At 47.0% G+C, this 15739-nt stretch carries 12 protein-coding genes and 2 riboswitches; of the genes, 4 read left to right on the top strand and 8 right to left on the bottom strand.

Going from position 1 to position 15739, the window contains the following annotated elements:
* Window positions 1–12 precede the first annotated feature (12 nt).
* The 7 genes from QFZ77_RS10210 to gcvT form a co-directional block, all read right to left on the bottom strand.
* A complete protein-coding gene (locus QFZ77_RS10210; protein WP_307439071.1) occupies window positions 13–1686 on the bottom strand; it encodes an extracellular solute-binding protein in 1674 nt (557 codons plus the stop codon).
* Window positions 1687–1752: 66 nt separating this feature from the next.
* Complete coding sequence (locus QFZ77_RS10215; RefSeq protein ID WP_307439073.1) at window positions 1753–2628, bottom strand: carbohydrate ABC transporter permease; 876 nt, start codon at window positions 2626–2628, stop codon at window positions 1753–1755.
* Window positions 2629–2646: 18 nt separating this feature from the next.
* Window positions 2647–3588 carry an ABC transporter permease gene (locus tag QFZ77_RS10220; RefSeq protein ID WP_307449387.1) on the bottom strand — a complete coding sequence of 314 codons (942 nt, stop codon included), beginning with the start codon at window positions 3586–3588 and terminating at the stop codon, window positions 2647–2649.
* A 253-nt stretch (window positions 3589–3841) separates the two neighbouring features.
* Window positions 3842–6079, bottom strand: coding sequence for a helix-turn-helix domain-containing protein (locus tag QFZ77_RS10225; protein ID WP_307439074.1), 2238 nt, complete (start codon window positions 6077–6079; stop codon window positions 3842–3844).
* A gap of 575 nt (window positions 6080–6654) precedes the next feature.
* Window positions 6655–8136: an aminomethyl-transferring glycine dehydrogenase subunit GcvPB gene (gene gcvPB / locus QFZ77_RS10230; protein WP_307439075.1), complete on the bottom strand. Its 1482-nt coding sequence runs from the start codon at window positions 8134–8136 to the stop codon at window positions 6655–6657.
* Window positions 8133–9488, bottom strand: coding sequence for an aminomethyl-transferring glycine dehydrogenase subunit GcvPA (gene gcvPA / locus QFZ77_RS10235; RefSeq protein ID WP_307439077.1), 1356 nt, complete (start codon window positions 9486–9488; stop codon window positions 8133–8135). The genes gcvPB and gcvPA overlap by 4 nt, the downstream gene beginning before the upstream one ends.
* A gap of 34 nt (window positions 9489–9522) precedes the next feature.
* Window positions 9523–10617 carry a glycine cleavage system aminomethyltransferase GcvT gene (gcvT, locus tag QFZ77_RS10240; protein WP_307439079.1) on the bottom strand — a complete coding sequence of 365 codons (1095 nt, stop codon included), beginning with the start codon at window positions 10615–10617 and terminating at the stop codon, window positions 9523–9525.
* A 104-nt stretch (window positions 10618–10721) separates the two neighbouring features.
* Window positions 10722–10827, bottom strand: a riboswitch (glycine riboswitch).
* Window positions 10828–10830: 3 nt separating this feature from the next.
* A riboswitch (glycine riboswitch) is annotated at window positions 10831–10927 on the bottom strand.
* Window positions 10928–11123: 196 nt separating this feature from the next.
* Here gcvT and gcvH point away from each other — a divergent pair.
* From gcvH to QFZ77_RS10260, 4 genes are all read left to right on the top strand, one after another.
* Window positions 11124–11513, top strand: a complete 390-nt coding sequence (gene gcvH, locus QFZ77_RS10245; RefSeq protein WP_307439081.1) for a glycine cleavage system protein GcvH — start codon at window positions 11124–11126, stop codon at window positions 11511–11513.
* A 127-nt stretch (window positions 11514–11640) separates the two neighbouring features.
* Window positions 11641–12234 carry a sulfite oxidase-like oxidoreductase gene (locus tag QFZ77_RS10250; protein WP_307439083.1) on the top strand — a complete coding sequence of 198 codons (594 nt, stop codon included), beginning with the start codon at window positions 11641–11643 and terminating at the stop codon, window positions 12232–12234.
* A 200-nt stretch (window positions 12235–12434) separates the two neighbouring features.
* Window positions 12435–12791, top strand: a complete 357-nt coding sequence (locus tag QFZ77_RS10255) for a YmaF family protein (protein WP_307439085.1) — start codon at window positions 12435–12437, stop codon at window positions 12789–12791.
* Window positions 12792–13172: 381 nt separating this feature from the next.
* Entirely contained in the window at window positions 13173–13700 is a 528-nt protein-coding gene (locus tag QFZ77_RS10260) for a TetR/AcrR family transcriptional regulator (protein ID WP_307449390.1), read from the top strand.
* Window positions 13701–13801: 101 nt separating this feature from the next.
* Here the strand turns inward: QFZ77_RS10260 and QFZ77_RS10265 are convergent, their stop codons facing one another.
* The gene (locus tag QFZ77_RS10265; protein WP_307439087.1) at window positions 13802–15700 is read right to left on the bottom strand and encodes a carboxypeptidase-like regulatory domain-containing protein; all 1899 of its coding nucleotides are present in this window, start codon (window positions 15698–15700) and stop codon (window positions 13802–13804) included.
* Window positions 15701–15739 lie beyond the last annotated feature (39 nt).

Raw genomic sequence — 15739 nt, forward strand, 5'->3', positions numbered from 1 at the left:
TCCTCCTTTGTTCTATTTCAACTCTTTCTGAGACTGTTCAGCGAATTTGTACAGATCATCGATACTAAAAGCCTTGGTCTTATTATTCTCATACCATTTGGTGTAATAATCGTCGACTTGTTTGCCGCCTGCTTTTTCCCATACATCCTTGGCATCCTTCACAGCTTGCTGTGCGGTATAGCCAGTGCCGCCTACCAAGGCTTTCAACCAAATGTCGCCTTTATCGATGTTGTTGGATTTACTTGTGCTTTTGACAATCGCTTGCAGATCATCAGGCAAGACCGGTAAGAAGTCATAGCCGAGCGAAGGAATAGGACGATCTTTATTAATATAGATTTCTTTGGATTTGAGATTGATATCGAGCAGTTCTTTCTGGGTTGGCACTTCTGGGCGCAAGTTCACCAGATACACTTCCGCACATTTGCCCAGCAGCAAATCAGATCTCATCATATTCAGATCGTCGGTGTACAGTTCCTTCTTATTTTTCTCAGTATCGATAGGCTGCAAACAGCCATTCGAGCCTTTTTGCGAATGTGTACCCTCAATACCGTTTTTTAGCAGGCTTGCATGTTGGGGATCCACCATCCAGTCAATATATTGCATAATTGCTTTCGGATCCTTCGCTTTGGCATTGACGACACCGACCATTTGCACGGGTGTGCTGATAATCGGGCTGAACTGCCCGAATTGGCTCTTCGGTAAAGCCATAGGAATGACCTTAGCCGTAGGGTTGTTCTTCTTCAAAGTTTCATAGTTCGAAATGGTAAACCATGCACTGTCGATCGCGAAAATCCCTAATTTTCCGTTCATGAAATCTTGGATGCCTTTTTGTCCGTTTTTATCCGTGAGAAAATCCTTATCGACTAATCCGTCGTCAAACAAACGCTTCTGGAATTCTACAGATGCCTGGAGGCGTTCCCAATCATGTACAAATGTACCGTTTTGCTCAGCCCAATCGATCGAACGTCCGAAGATGTGGCTGATCACGGAGAAGCCGACGCCGCTCAGGTTGATACCGAACGTATCTTTTTTACCGTTGCCGTCCGGATCCTGGTTCACGAATGCTTTGGCTACGTTATACAATTCTTCGGTCGTCGTCGGAACAGGGAGGTTCAGCTTCTGGAGCCAGTCCTCACGGATTAAGAGACGATGATGCGGGGCCACGACATTCAAACGCCCGATTTCATACAACTTGCCGTCTTCCTTCGTACCAATCTTGCGCAGCAGCGGATATTTCTCCAGGATTTGCTTGTAGTTTGTGCTGTATTTGTCAATCATCTCATCGACCGGCATCAGCAGCTTCTGCGAATACCAGCTGTTCCTGTAGTTGGCATCATACTCCAGAATCAAATCCGGTGCGCTTCCAGAGGCAAGCAAGGCATTAAATTTCGGGAACGATTCCCAGCGGGGAACGGGTGTGTATTTAACATCGACAGGACCGTTCTTGTTGATCCACTCCACCCAACGGTTTTTATCCCAGTTGCCTTCTTCTGGAGGAATATTGCCCCGATCATAGACGGAAACGTTAATCGCTCCTCTTTTAGCAGGTTCGGCTGCTGGGGTCGCATTCGGACTTGACGAAGCCCCTGGATCGTTGACTTTAGCTGTGGAGCAGCCTGCCAATACTGCGATTAAAGCTAGTGTGGACAGTAGAGCTTTTCGATGACCCCTGCGTAACATAGACATGGATGTACCCCCCTTAGATAATTCGTTTCCTAAAACAGCTCAAGTTAATTTGTGTTGCCCTTCGTGTTATCCTTTAATCGCGCCGATCATGACCCCTTTAACAAAATACTTCTGCAAAAATGGATAAACAATCAGCATAGGCACAATGAGTACGATCACGCCGGCCGCTTTGATGGATTCTGGTGTCATTTGCTGCAAATCATCCGGTCTTACGGAATTAAGCTCTTGAAGAATCGATTGGCTGGCGACCATCTGTTGAATCATAACCGCCAAATTCATTCGTGTGCTGTCATTGATAAACATAAGTACGTGTAAGAATGAATTCCAATATCCGACGCCATAGAATAAAGTCAACGTAGCCAAGACTGGCATGGATAAAGGGAGAATAATCTGGGTGAGAAGTCTCCATTCTCCACAGCCATCCATGCGTGCTGCCTCTTCAAGCTCTTCCGGCACATTCATAAAGAAGGTCCGAAGCACAAGCATATTGAACGCGCTGATCAGTCCCGGCATCCATATGGCACCGTAAGTATCTAGTAAGCCGAGACTTTTCACGATCAGGAACAGAGGAATTAACGGTGTTCCGAACAGCATGGTAAATACGATAGCCAGTGTAAAAAAGCGACGGGCATAGAAATATTTCTTGGCTAACGGATAAGCCGCCATGATTGTAAACCACATGCTTAGTACAACGCCTACAACGGTAATTACGACACTATTACCAAAGGCTTTGACCAAATTCGTGCCAACATATAAGGCTTTGTACGCTTCTACAGTCCAGCCTTGCGGCCACAGGGTTACATGCCCTGATACAATCGCCTGATAGCTGCTCAGAGATAAAGATACGATATGCATCAAAGGAAGAACGCAGCTTAGAGCTGCAAGGCCAAGGAACATATAATTGATCGTGTAAAAGATTTTCTCATCCCATGTTGGTTTCATGATGGGGAGGCTCCTTTCTTACCACAGTCCTTGATCGAATTTACGGGCAAGTTGATTCGCAAGGACGACGAAGAAGAAGCCGACCAGAGATTCAAACAACCCGACCGCCGTCGTTAAACTGAACTGTCCTCCCTGGACACCCACGATAAAGATATAGGTGCTGATGACATTCGAGACATCCGAAACGGCTGCATTTTGGAGCGTGTACACATGGTCAAACCCGACTTCCATGACATTACCCATACTCAGAATCAGCATGAGAATAATCGTGCTGCGAATGCCGGGCAGCGTGACATGCCAGATCTGCTTCCATTTAGATGCACCATCGATGCTGGCCGCTTCATACAGATGCGTATCGATCGAGGTAAGAGCAGCCAGATAAATAATCGCTCCCCATCCGGCTTCCTTCCAAATCCCAGATCCGAGGAAGATAGCAATCCAGCTATGCTCCTGATACAAGAAGGCAGTGGTGTGACCCGTCCATAGCTCCAACAGCTTGTTAACAATACCGGATTGCTGAGAGAATATCGTAACGATAATGCCTCCGACAATGACCCATGAGAAGAAGTGAGGAATATAGATTAGCGTCTGCACAATCCTTTTGAAACGCATGGCGCGAACTTCATTCAGTAGGATGGCAATGATAATCGGAAATGGAAATCCAGCGACAATGCTTAATAAGCTCAATGTGACGGTGTTGCGGATGATGGTCAGCGTCTGGGGTTGGGTGAAAAGGGCCTTGAAATACTTTAGGCCAACCCATGGGCTTCCCCATATGCCATCCATCAAGTTATAGTTTTTGAAGGCAATTATATTTCCTAATATTGGAAAATATCTAAAGATAATAAAGTAAGCGATAACCGGTACAAACATAATCAACAGCGGCATATTTTGCTTGAAACGACGACGGGGCTGCAGCGACTTGGCGGCATGGCGGGTAAATCTTCGTGTAGTAATCATAGGGGCTGATTGAATGTTGTCTAGCGGTGTATGTGGCATCGTGTGTCACCTCCTTTAGCGTAAAAATCGAACCATCTTTTGCACCCTTGCCGTCGATGGAATCAATGTACCTCAGAGGTGCAAACATTCTCAATATACATGAATTAGCGAATAAACTCTTTTGAAACCCCTTGCTGTACAAGGCTTTAGTGGATTTGATGCAGAGGTGAATAAACAACAATTAACGATATACTTTTCTTGAAAAATGGCATGATTACTCTTGCTTCCGATAATCGCCGGGCGTGACGCCCGTATACTTCTTGAAGGCGCGTATAAACGAAATAGCATGCGTGTATCCAACCTTGCCACCGATGTCCTGGACGGAGTCACGGCTGCTCTGGAGCAGCTTTTTCGCTTGTTCCATCCGGATCTTAACGAGATAATCAACGAATTTTTCGCCAAACTCCTCTTTGAATGCGCGGCTGACATGCGAGGCATGAAGCTGAAACTGCTCGCTTAGCGAGGTAAGCGACAACTCCGGATCTGCATAATGGGTCTCCACGTAGGTGCGAATCTGGTTCATGACGGCATGTGTGCTTCTGTCTTCACGAATACCAGCCATCCGCTGCGATACTTCTTCTAACTTGTGAAACCACTCTGCATATAATTCTTCGATCGTATCGAACTGTTCAATGACGTCGTTCAGCTGGGGCAGCGTGATTTGCCATAACTCCTGCAGCTCGGCTGAGAGCTCCATCATCTCCCGGTGTAAATGATAAACTAAATAATTCATGAGATTGCGGATCTCATCGTATGAAAATAACCCGACTTTTAATTCAGTGAAAATTTGCTCCAAGGCCGGCTTCCATCCCTTGTCCCCCAAGCGAAACGACTGAGCCAGTGATTTGACCAGAGGCAAGTGCTTATACATTTCCTTCTCTGCGGACGCTTCAGATTCCCAATGATACAAGACTCGATTCGTTCCTAAAGTCGATTTAAAGCGAAGAACATGGATGGCCGCTTCGTAGGAATGTACTAGCTCTTGAACTTGTCCAACCACATGTCCGACACCAAGCGTAATGCGGAAATGCAGATGCTGCTCGACCCATGAGCGAACATTTTCGCACAGATTGGCTGCGAGCTTCTCGCTGTTTTTGACATTCTCATCGGCAAATATCACAACACTAAGCCTGTGTGTAGCCGTCCATTCCGCCCATACAGTGAGGCCAAGCGGTTCAGCAGTTTCATAAACAACACGGCTTAGTACAAATTTCAGCAGTTCTTGATCCTTTTGAGAGAACATTCGGCATACTTCCATATACTTATCCATCTCGATGACCGCCGCAGCAAGCTGACCGAAGCTAGAAGGCAATTGCAGCCGATTCATCTCGGATTTCCAGTCTTCATAATCGACCGCCCGGCTGCCTTCCAGCCATTCTTTGAAAAAGTGCCGCCGTCGGAATACAATATCTTCCTCATGCTGCTTCTCATAGCGGCTGGATAACTCCATGAGATTGCCTATGGCTCGATCAATATACTGGAATTCGTCTTGTTTCTTGCCCTCGACTCCCATTGATTTTAGTTCGGAATAAGCATGGATACGGGACATAATCAACTTAATCGGCCGATAATTTCGATGTGTCACATAGGTTATCCAGACCCCGCCAAGGACAACCATAACTAGTCCCAATCCGATCCATACATAAGAGAATACAGAGGTGAAGGTAAATAAATAGTCATCGTTGAGACCGCTGCGGTATTCCCAGTTTGTATAATTGGAATGGATTCGAGTAAGCTCGGACCCTCTTTTCCTAGATCCTACTGCTCCATCTGCATTTCCGGATGCCATCAGCTGTTTGCCTTCGGGATCGTATACTTCGATAAAGCTGATCTTTGAATTGGACATGTCACCGACCATTCTTCCAATAGAATCCATGCTGATATTGACAACGACGATGCCTTTTTGCCCGGATAACAGAGGAATCTTTCGAACTAAAGAAATGACAACTTTACGTTGATCCATTTCAGCAAATTCTTTAAAGATCCGCTGATTCGTCAGCTGATATTGAGAAGGGCTCTTCATCATCTCTTCTATGAACACTTCATCGCCGAAACGGTCTGCCGTTATCATCGTGTTTGGACTAATGACCATTTGATCAGAAACCCGGTAAAAATAAACCGAATCAATAAACTTGTTGTAATTCATCATCCCCCGAATCAACTCGGTGACTTCATAAGCGGAGTAATAGGGATTTCCCTCAAACTTGTTGTCAAAAAACTGGTCAATCCGATTGTTTGTTTGCAGTTCCTTGATCACATATTCGTCAATCGTTTTCAAGGCATAGTCAACCGACTGCATGATATGTAAGGCATACGTTTTATTTGCATTTTCAGCTTCTTTTTTGGACAGTTGGCTGATCGAAAGAATAATAAGCACAATAAGCACGGAAGTGATCATGAAAAATACAGGCAAATAGGAAAACAAAAGCCGATAAAACCATGGTTTGGTCATAAAAACGCTCCTCTAACTAATCCATATGCAATGAAATAACAGTTCTGCCGCGTTCGTGTTGCGACCGTTCACTGTCGTACGTTATATGCAAAATATTCAGGGATCATGCTTGTATAAGTGAATATGCTCGATACTGGCATTTCTATATATTTCACCTTACAGGCACTATCCCTTTGGTTCAGGATAAGCTTGGTGAGGGGAGTTAGTCGTAATTGAGAGTTTCTATGAGCACTATCCCCTTGGTTCATGTTCGAGGAAGTTTTGGAGGTAATTTTGTAGACTGCTCAGAAACATGTTTCAGAAAGGACTGAATGGGAACGAAAGGAGAAGAAAAAGCTAATTGAAATCAATTGAATCATAAACTGGATAAAAATGGAACCCCCCACCAAAACCATTCCAGAAAGATATGATCCTGCCCCACCCCCGGCAATGAACTATATACATTAATAATAAAGCACTGCGAAACCTTTTTCTCTTTCTTTCTGGGTAAAGGGATAGTGCAAATAGGAGAATAAATAAAAACCCGCCAGTTCAGCTGAAACAGCTTGAATGGCGGGTATGTGTATCTTGGTTATTTATCCGCAAGTACAGTTCAGGACAGGCTTGCGGGCAGCAAGCGCTTCGTCCATACGGCTGACGACGGTGGTATAAGGAGCGTTTTTGACGAGATCCGGGTTTTCTTCGACTTCTTTGGAGATGGCGATCATGGAGTCAATGAATTCGTCCAAGGTTTGTTTGCTTTCGGTTTCTGTTGGCTCGATCATGATGCATTCTTCAACGCTGAGCGGGAAGTAGATCGTTGGCGGGTGGTAGCCGAAATCGAGTAATCTTTTGGCAATGTCGAGTGTACGTACACCGAGCTTCTTCTGGCGGTTGCCAGAAAGCACGAATTCGTGCTTACAGAAGCGGGGGTGAGGCACATCAAAGTATGGTGTCAGTCTAGCAAGCATATAGTTTGCATTTAAGACGGCATACTCGGATACTTTACGTAAGCCTTCTGGACCGAGTGTACGAATATAGGTGTACGCGCGGACGAGGATGCCGAAGTTGCCGTAGAAGCCTTTGACGCGGCCGATCGTTTGCGGGTAGTTATAGTCGAAATAAAAGCTGCCGTCTTCGCGCTTCGCGACGAGTGGAGTCGGTAAGAAAGGGATCAGCTTTTCTTTGACGCCAACGGGGCCTGCTCCAGGTCCGCCTCCGCCGTGCGGGGTGCTCATGGTTTTGTGCAGATTGAGATGAACGACGTCGAAGCCCATGTCGCCGGGGCGAGTGATGCCCATAATGGCGTTAGCGTTAGCGCCGTCATAATAGAGCAGTCCGCCTGCGGCATGTACGATCTCAGCGATTTCGACGATTTGTTCTTCGAACAAGCCGAGTGTATTCGGATTCGTTAGCATTAACGCTGCGGTATCGGGACCAACGGCTTTGCGAAGCTCATCGAGATTCACGAGGCCGCGCTCGTTGGATTTGATGGTTATGGTTTCGAAACCGGCAACCGTCGCGCTGGCAGGGTTAGTGCCGTGAGCGGAGTCGGGACAGATGACTTTGGTCCGCTTCTCGCCGCGGCTCTCGTGGTAGGAACGGATCATCATCAGTCCGGTCCATTCGCCATGAGCGCCAGCCGCAGGCTGTAGGGTTACGCGGTCCATGCCGGTGATGGCTTCAAGGTCATTTTGGAGATTGTAGAGCAGCTCCATCGCGCCTTGCAGCGATTCTTCCGGTTGGTACGGATGTATTTTGGCGAAGCCAGGGAAGCGGGCTACGTCTTCGTTGATTTTTGGGTTGTATTTCATCGTACACGAACCGAGCGGATAGAAGCCGTTGTCGATACCAAAGTTGCGGCGCGAAAGCGCCGTATAGTGACGGATGACGTCTACTTCATACACTTCTGGCAGGTCGGGTTCGTCCTGACGCCCAAACTTGGCTGGCAGGAGATCGATCAAATTGACTTCTGGCACATCTGATTCAGGCAGTGAATAGGCGACACGACCAGGGTGGCTCATTTCAAAGATGAGCGCTTTGCCGTCTGATTTCACGTTCACGTTGTTTTCGCTCATACGAGTTCCTCCAGTGCAGCTGCGAAGGCATCGATATCTTCGCGCGTTCTTTGCTCAGTGACGGCAATAAGCATATGGCCGGCGAGCTCGGGGTAGTCGCGGCCGAGGTCGTAGCCGCCGATGATGTTCTTCTGCAGGAGCTTACTGTTCAGCTCCTGCACGTTCGTGCCGTCAGGTAGCTTGACGGCAAATTCATTGAAGAAGCTGCCTGCGAATGGCAGCGAGAATTGAGTAGACGCGGCTAGACGGTTCGCCGCGTAGTGGGCTTTTTGGACGTTGAGCTTGCCAACGTCCTGGATGCCCTGCTTGCCCATCGTGGACAAGTACACGGATGCGCAAAGCGCGAGAAGCGCTTGGTTGGAGCAAATGTTCGACGTGGCTTTCTCACGTCGAATGTGCTGCTCCCGCGCTTGGAGCGTAAGGACGAAACCGCGTTTGCCATCGCGGTCAACGGTTTGGCCCACGATGCGCCCAGGCATGCGGCGCATCCAGCTTTCAGCGACGGCGAAGTAGCCGCACGTCGGCCCGCCCAGCGCAGCTGGGATGCCGAGCGGCTGGCAGTCGCCGACGACGATGTCAGCGCCGAGCTTGCCCGGCGCCTCGAGCAGCCCGAGCGTGAGCGGATTCGCGCTCACGACGAGCAGTGCGCCCGCGCCGTGCGCGAGGGGCTCTGCGGCCCCGATATCCTCCAAGCAGCCGAAGAAATTCGGCGATTGGAGGATGACGGCAGCCGCGTCATCGCTGAGCTTGGAAGTGAGGTCCTCGAAGTCGGTCACGCCCTCTGGCGTGAGATCGATCTCGACCACTTCCAAGTTCAGCCCGCGGGCGGTCGTGCGCAAGATAGCGCGCGCTTCCGGGTGCACCGCGCGCGAGACGAGCAGACGGTTGCGCTTCGTCGCTCCGCTAGCCAGGGCGCCGGCTTCAGCCAGCGCCGTTGCGCCATCGTACATCGAGGCGTTCGCTACGGCCATGCCGGTGAGCTCACAGATGTACGACTGAAACTCGAAAATCGCCTGCAGTTCGCCTTGGCTGATTTCCGGTTGATAGGGCGTATACGCTGTATAGAACTCTGAGCGCGAGATGACATGATTGATCACCACCGGAAGGTGATGATCGTAGATGCCAGCGCCGAGGAAGCTGGCATACTGGTCAAAGTCGGCGTTGCGACCCGCCAGACCGCGCATATAGCGCAGCAGTCCTTGCTCATCCAGCGCCTTCGATACGTTCAGTTCGCCTTGAAAGCGAACCTTCTGCGGTATATCTTGAAACATCTCCTCCATGGATGAGATGCCGATGGTCTCCAGCATTTCTTTCTGATCCTGCTCCGTAATGGGCAAATAGCGGTGCTTCATGATGGCGGCTTGCTCCTCTCTTGTGACGAATGGCTTACGGTTTTCTTTTGTAAAAAGGGGTGGCAACGACTTTAGCTTTGACCTGCGCCCCTCTAATTTCCACATTCAATTCCGTACCCACCGTACTGTAAGCGGAATCGATTAAAGCCAAGCCCACATTCGTTTTGAAAGTAGGAGATTGTGTCCCCGTGGTGACTTCCCCGATCTGTTGACCATCCTTATTGAAAACGGCATAATGCGGGCGCGGAATGCCGCGTTCGACCATTTCGATGCCAACGAGCTTGCGAGGTGTACCGTTTGCCTTTTGCTCAGCGATCACGTCACGACCTATGAAATCTCCCTTATCCAGCTTCACAAAAAACGAAAGTCCAGCCTCAAGCGGTGTAATATCTTTGGAGAGCTCTTGGCCGTAAAGGGGGAGACGAGCTTCGAAACGGAGCGTATCGCGAGCGCCTAAGCCAACTGGTACAAGACTGAGATTTTGATCGGCACTCAGCAACAGGTTCCAGAGCTTTATCGCATCGTCCTTGTCAACATACAGCTCAAATCCATCTTCCCCTGTGTAGCCTGTGCGCGAAACGAGTGCCTGAATTCCCGAAACTTCCACATCTTGAAGGAAGCGGAATGATTTTAAGGATTGAATCGGTGCGTCTGTAACTTTAGCAAGGATCTGTTCCGCATGAGGACCTTGGAGGGCTAGCATGGCCGTTTCGTCAGAAACATTGGTCAATTCAACGCTTCCTGTGAGGTTCTGCTGCATCCATTCCACATCTTTATCGATATTCGATGCATTGATAACCAGCATGTAGTTATTATCCCCAAGCTTGTAAACGAGTAGATCGTCTACAACGCCACCAGTGGGATAACACATAAGGCTATATTGGCATTGACCTGCTTCCAGCTTGGACACATCATTCGTTGTTATTTTTTGCAGAAAAGGGAGGGCGTCCTCTCCGCTTACTCGGACTTCCCCCATATGGGACACATCAAAAAGCCCGGCCTGCTGCCTGACAGCGTCGTGCTCTTTTTGAATACCGGCGAACTGCACCGGCAGCTCCCAGCCTCCAAAGTCAATGACTCGCGCTCCATGCTCCGCATAAATCGGGAAGAGCGGTGTTCGTTTTAGCATGCTCGTAACCTCACCTTCGATTGTTGACATTGCTATTTTGCCCGAAATATAAGCCAGAAAATGCAAAAAAGAGCAAAAAGTATGCAACACAAACATACCTTTTGCCCTGTCCTTTTTACCTGAGAGTTACCTCGATGGACTTTGGGGTCCGCCAAGTTTCCCCTTGGGTGTTCGTTTACCCGTTGATTGCGGTAACGAAGCTCTCCAGAGTTGCGTCCGATACAGGTCCTTTTGCCTGAGAGATTCACCACTTTGGGCTTACTCCTTCGGCGCCGCGAGCTTTCCCTGCGGTCTCTCCCTATACCATCATTCGCCAATATTCAATTTGTTTTATAGTATTATTATGTGCCTTAATTGGTGTGAATTGTCAACTGCAACTTTTGAATAGTGAGACTTGCCGTCTTAGTTCAGCTGTGTTGGTAAAATTTACTGCGACCACCTTGACTTTGATGTTCCCATTAGATTAAGCTAAAAGCAAAATTTGCTGGTAAGCGAGGCGTTAAACGATGAGTGAAGTACAAGCCAATTTGTTATACACCAAAGAGCATGAGTGGGTAGAGAAGCTGTCGGATACTGTGGTTCGCATAGGCATTACTGATTTTGCCCAAGATCAATTGGGGGATATTGTGTTTGTGGAGCTTCCTAAAGTCGGAACATCCGTTACCGCGAATGAAAGCATTGGCAGTGTGGAATCAGTTAAAACGGTTTCGGATATTTTTTCGCCTGTTTCGGGCAAAGTAACTGCAATCAATAGTTCATTGGAAGGTTCACCTGAGTTGGTGAACAGTGCACCATTCAGTGAGGGTTGGATGGTTGAAGTCGAAGTTACAGGTGCTGAAGCGTTGGAAGGCTTACTTACGCCAGCAGAATATGCATCTTACATCGGTAACGACTAATAAAGAAAGACTTTGGTCCAGCCAAAAATCCCGAATAAGGAGAGACTTTGGTTCCAACCAAAGGTCCCTAATAAGGAGAGACTTTGGTCCCAACCAAAGGTCCCTATATATGGATGGAGGTTTTCTCATGTTATTTGGGCAAAAGCCGCAGGAGCAGAATGACCGTGTTCCCCCTGGCCAAACGCTGACACAAGGCTGGCCTGTGCTTCATTACGGGTCAGTGCCTTATTATAATGATATGAGCAAATGGAATCTGCGTGTCTTTGGCTTGGTTGAGGAAGAGTTCCAGATTTCGTACAAAGACTTCATGGCTCTTCCGCGCAAAGAGTTCGCAAACGACATTCACTGCGTAACCACGTGGTCCAAGCTGGACAATGTGTGGGAAGGCATCGCTGTTTCTGAACTAATGAGCAAAGTGAAGCTGAAGCCGGAAGCCACGCATGTCATGCTGCACGCTGAGCATGGCTGGACGACGAATCTTCCGCTCGAGGACTTCCTCCGTGAGACGTCTTTTCTGGGCATCAGGCACAATGGCGAACTGCTGACGCCTGACCACGGGGCTCCGGTTCGCATGGTTGTGCCGCATCTTTACTTCTGGAAAAGCGCAAAGTGGTTGCGCGGCATCGAGTTTATGCCGAAGGATAAGCCGGGCTTTTGGGAGCGAAATGGTTACCATATGTATGGTGACCCCTTCAAGGAGCAGAGATACGATTTCGATTAAAAACTTAATAGCTATAGGCATGTTGATGTTGCAACATGCCTATTTGTTTTTTCTCAACCAACGGGCAATTCAGTTCAATGATATCAGTGTAAACTCATAAAAATTTAATATTAGAACCGTTGAAAGTTACCTAGCACTTTTCTCTGTTTCCCTTAATAGGATGTTGTGAAATCACATCATCATAAGGAGGCATGCAGCGGATGCAGAAGAAAAAGGCTACAATAATGAAAAAAACAACACAATTAGCACAGAGGCACGTTCATGAATTTGAAGGTAGTACGAAACTGGCTGAAGAAGGCGATGATCGACATAATCATCGCTTTGCTGGTGTTACAGGGCAAGCGATTCGGGTAGGAACAAGTCATGTCCACGAAATTGATCTTACGAAAACGGATTTCATAAATCATTTTCATAATCTGAAAAGGATTAGAACGGGACCGGCAATTTCAGTCGGAAATGGCAAACACGTACATTTTGTTACAGGCCAAACCACCTTAAATGATGGTCATGTTCACCGTTTTAATTTTGCGACATTGATTCAAGCACCTCTTGTTTAAGGAACAAATGCTTAAGAGCAAAGATAAGATTTTGATTAATATCTAAAAGGTTCGAGGCAGGTTGCTATTGCAACTTGCCTATTTGTGGCGCAGCACTATGTTGAAGCATATAAAATGGGGAACCAACTCAAGTTGGCTCTCCATTTTTGCGTCAATAGCTGATTTTTTAATTGCGATTATCAACTTCCCACCGATCGTATTACTTTATCTTTCACGCTATCCATACAATACGCGATTGCTTAAGCAATTCGTTTATATGACCGTAAAGCGGTAGTGGCCTCACTCCCGAAATGAAAGATTGCAAAATAAATTCCAGTAAGTTAATATAAGATTAGTAATTGATCAATCACTAATGAATGTAACTTAAAGGTGGAATGAATGATGACCAAGAATTCTCCAACCTCAGTCAATCGACGAGTAGATATTGTATCCGCGGCAATCGAAGTATTTGCTGAAATTGGTTATTACCGTGCAACGACAGCAAAAGTTGCGGAACGCGCACAAATTTCTCAGCCTTATGTTTTCCGGTTTTTTTCAACTAAAGAAGCACTGCTGCAAGAAGCACTCGAAGTGTCTTGGACACGAATTCTTGAGGCATTTCGCACGGTTATCGAGACCGTTAGTCCTGATAAGCTAGAGAAAGAACTGGTAGAAGCTTATATTCATATTATGAAATCTTACCAAAATGAAACACTGCTGCAAATGCAAGCTCAAACGATTAAAGAGGATTTGATCGCAGCGGTCATGCAGAAGGGATATCGGGATGTTCAGCAGGTGGTGCTAGAAGCTTTTAAGCGGGCAGGTTTCGAGAAACCTCATGAGAGAACCATGATTTTTCTTGCTAGAGGGATGTTATGCAATATTTCAATGGCACTGTCTTTACCAGAATTAATGCTTATGGATGAATAAGCTGATTCTGGCTTATTTTGAAGTAAGTGATCAATCGAGCTCTTGTTGACGAAAAATGAAGTGCAAACTGGCAACAGTAGGCACTTCATTTTATGTTTCTATTACGGTAGGCCAGGGACTGTAAGGGTAGCCGAACGATAGCCTACATCAGATTCTCCGTGCATGACCTTGAAAATTACGTTTACACTCTGTGATGTTGCACCCAAAGTAATGATCCCGGAGTTTGAAATTTTCAAAATATCATTGCTGCTCTCAATAGAAACTGTATAACCTGCTGGTACGACTGGCAGAGTCAACAGCGTCTGTCCTATAGACGGATTAGTAATGACCATTGTAGCTGCAATGTACTGCGCAGAACGCTCAAGCGTGAAGTCGCGGAAAGCAGGTGAGCTGTTATCAACCAAAGTCGGATAAATTTGAGTGCTGTAGTCACTGGATCTATAAGCGGACAGTGTATGCGAACCCGCGTTTAAATTTTTGAAATGGTAGAATCCATTTATATCGGCTGTTATGGTTCCGGAAGTAGCTCCGCTTAATGTTACTGTTGCTCCGAATACCGGTGCATGATTCTCACCTTTTACAAATCCGAAAATGTCTCCGTAATTAACCTGCTTCACATTCGTCCATGTCAGTGTATGATTGGTCGGAACATCCGCTTGTATAAACACGTCAGCGTCGCTGATGATCGTGACCGGACGTGATGGAATTACAAGCGATTGAGACGATAAACCAAGGATGGATTTATAGATATAGATTGTACTGACTGTAGAATCTAGTAGTGCTGCATTAAGCCTTTCCACGTTTCCTGTCTCTGCCTGTCCAGAACCGCCAATAAAGGCAACTTGGTTATTCGGCTCATCCATTTTATCTGAAATAAGGAATGAGTATGAAGAATACGAGCGTTTAATAGGTCCGGAGTAGCCGCCGAGATTAACGTTAAATTGATTGACATTTGCGCCAACCGCATACGCCAATTCTGAATCGGAGGACACGGGGGCAGTGCTTAAAGTCAGGAAAGAACGATTCGTTACATGCGCTGAGGCTGTATCCATTAAATAGTTGAGTGTGGCATCCAAATAACCCGGTTTACTCATCTTCCAAGAGAAATACATATCCTGTATGGCATTGGTAAATATGAACTTTCCATCCGTTCCAGAGATGACAGTAGTTCTCAGCCCGTTGCTCATCTCCATCGTAATCTCAGCCCCAGACAGAGGATTATAGCGGGAATCCGTTACAATCCCTGAAACCGTTACAAACTGCACACCCATTACATCTGTTACTTGATTTATTCCTTCTTTAACGTTGACGACAAAACCGCTCATTCCATAGGAGGAAGTCGTAAAAAAGCTGCGGGTTCCAACCGGAACCTTCGGAAATACAAATCGTCCTTGACTGTCCGTCACTGTTGGAGGCAGCACCTCAGAGGCAGCGCCGCCCGTGTTGATTTTAACGGAAACACCTGCTAACGGAACCATGTTAGCGGCGTATACGGTTCCTGTCACAGTGCCCGTAGGCAAGGTGACTTGAATCGGCTGTGATAAGTTTGTCACCTCTCCCGTTAAAATAGTAAATGGTGTTGAGTCTGACTCGTATACGGCCGCGGTAACCGTGTTACCGGTGGATGCTTCCATATCGGAAATGGTGAAGCGGCCATGTTCATTAGTTAATGCTGCTTTAGTAGACTCTTTTAAATTCACAGCAACGAGGTTCATCGGTTCGCCGATTTGGTCAACAACAAGCCCCGTAACCGTACCTGTGGATACATAATTCGGAATACTTACAGGAGATATTTGTCTAACCATCGTCTTGACATCCAAGCTATTGCTCACTCCGTCATCATTTATGTCAGTAACTCCATAAGTGTTGATGTACGTAACGATGTCATCTAGATGAATTCCGTTGCCGTCAGAGTCAAAGGGTACTGCAGCTTGGACGGCCGAGCTCCATAATACGCCAAACAAAGTTAAGCTAATGAGACTTAATTTTAACTTTTTCAATTCTTCACATCCTTACCAAAAATAAATAGGTACGATCCC

This window comes from Paenibacillus sp. V4I3 (assembly GCF_030817215.1).
Taxonomy (GTDB): Bacteria; Bacillota; Bacilli; order Paenibacillales; family NBRC-103111; genus Paenibacillus_E.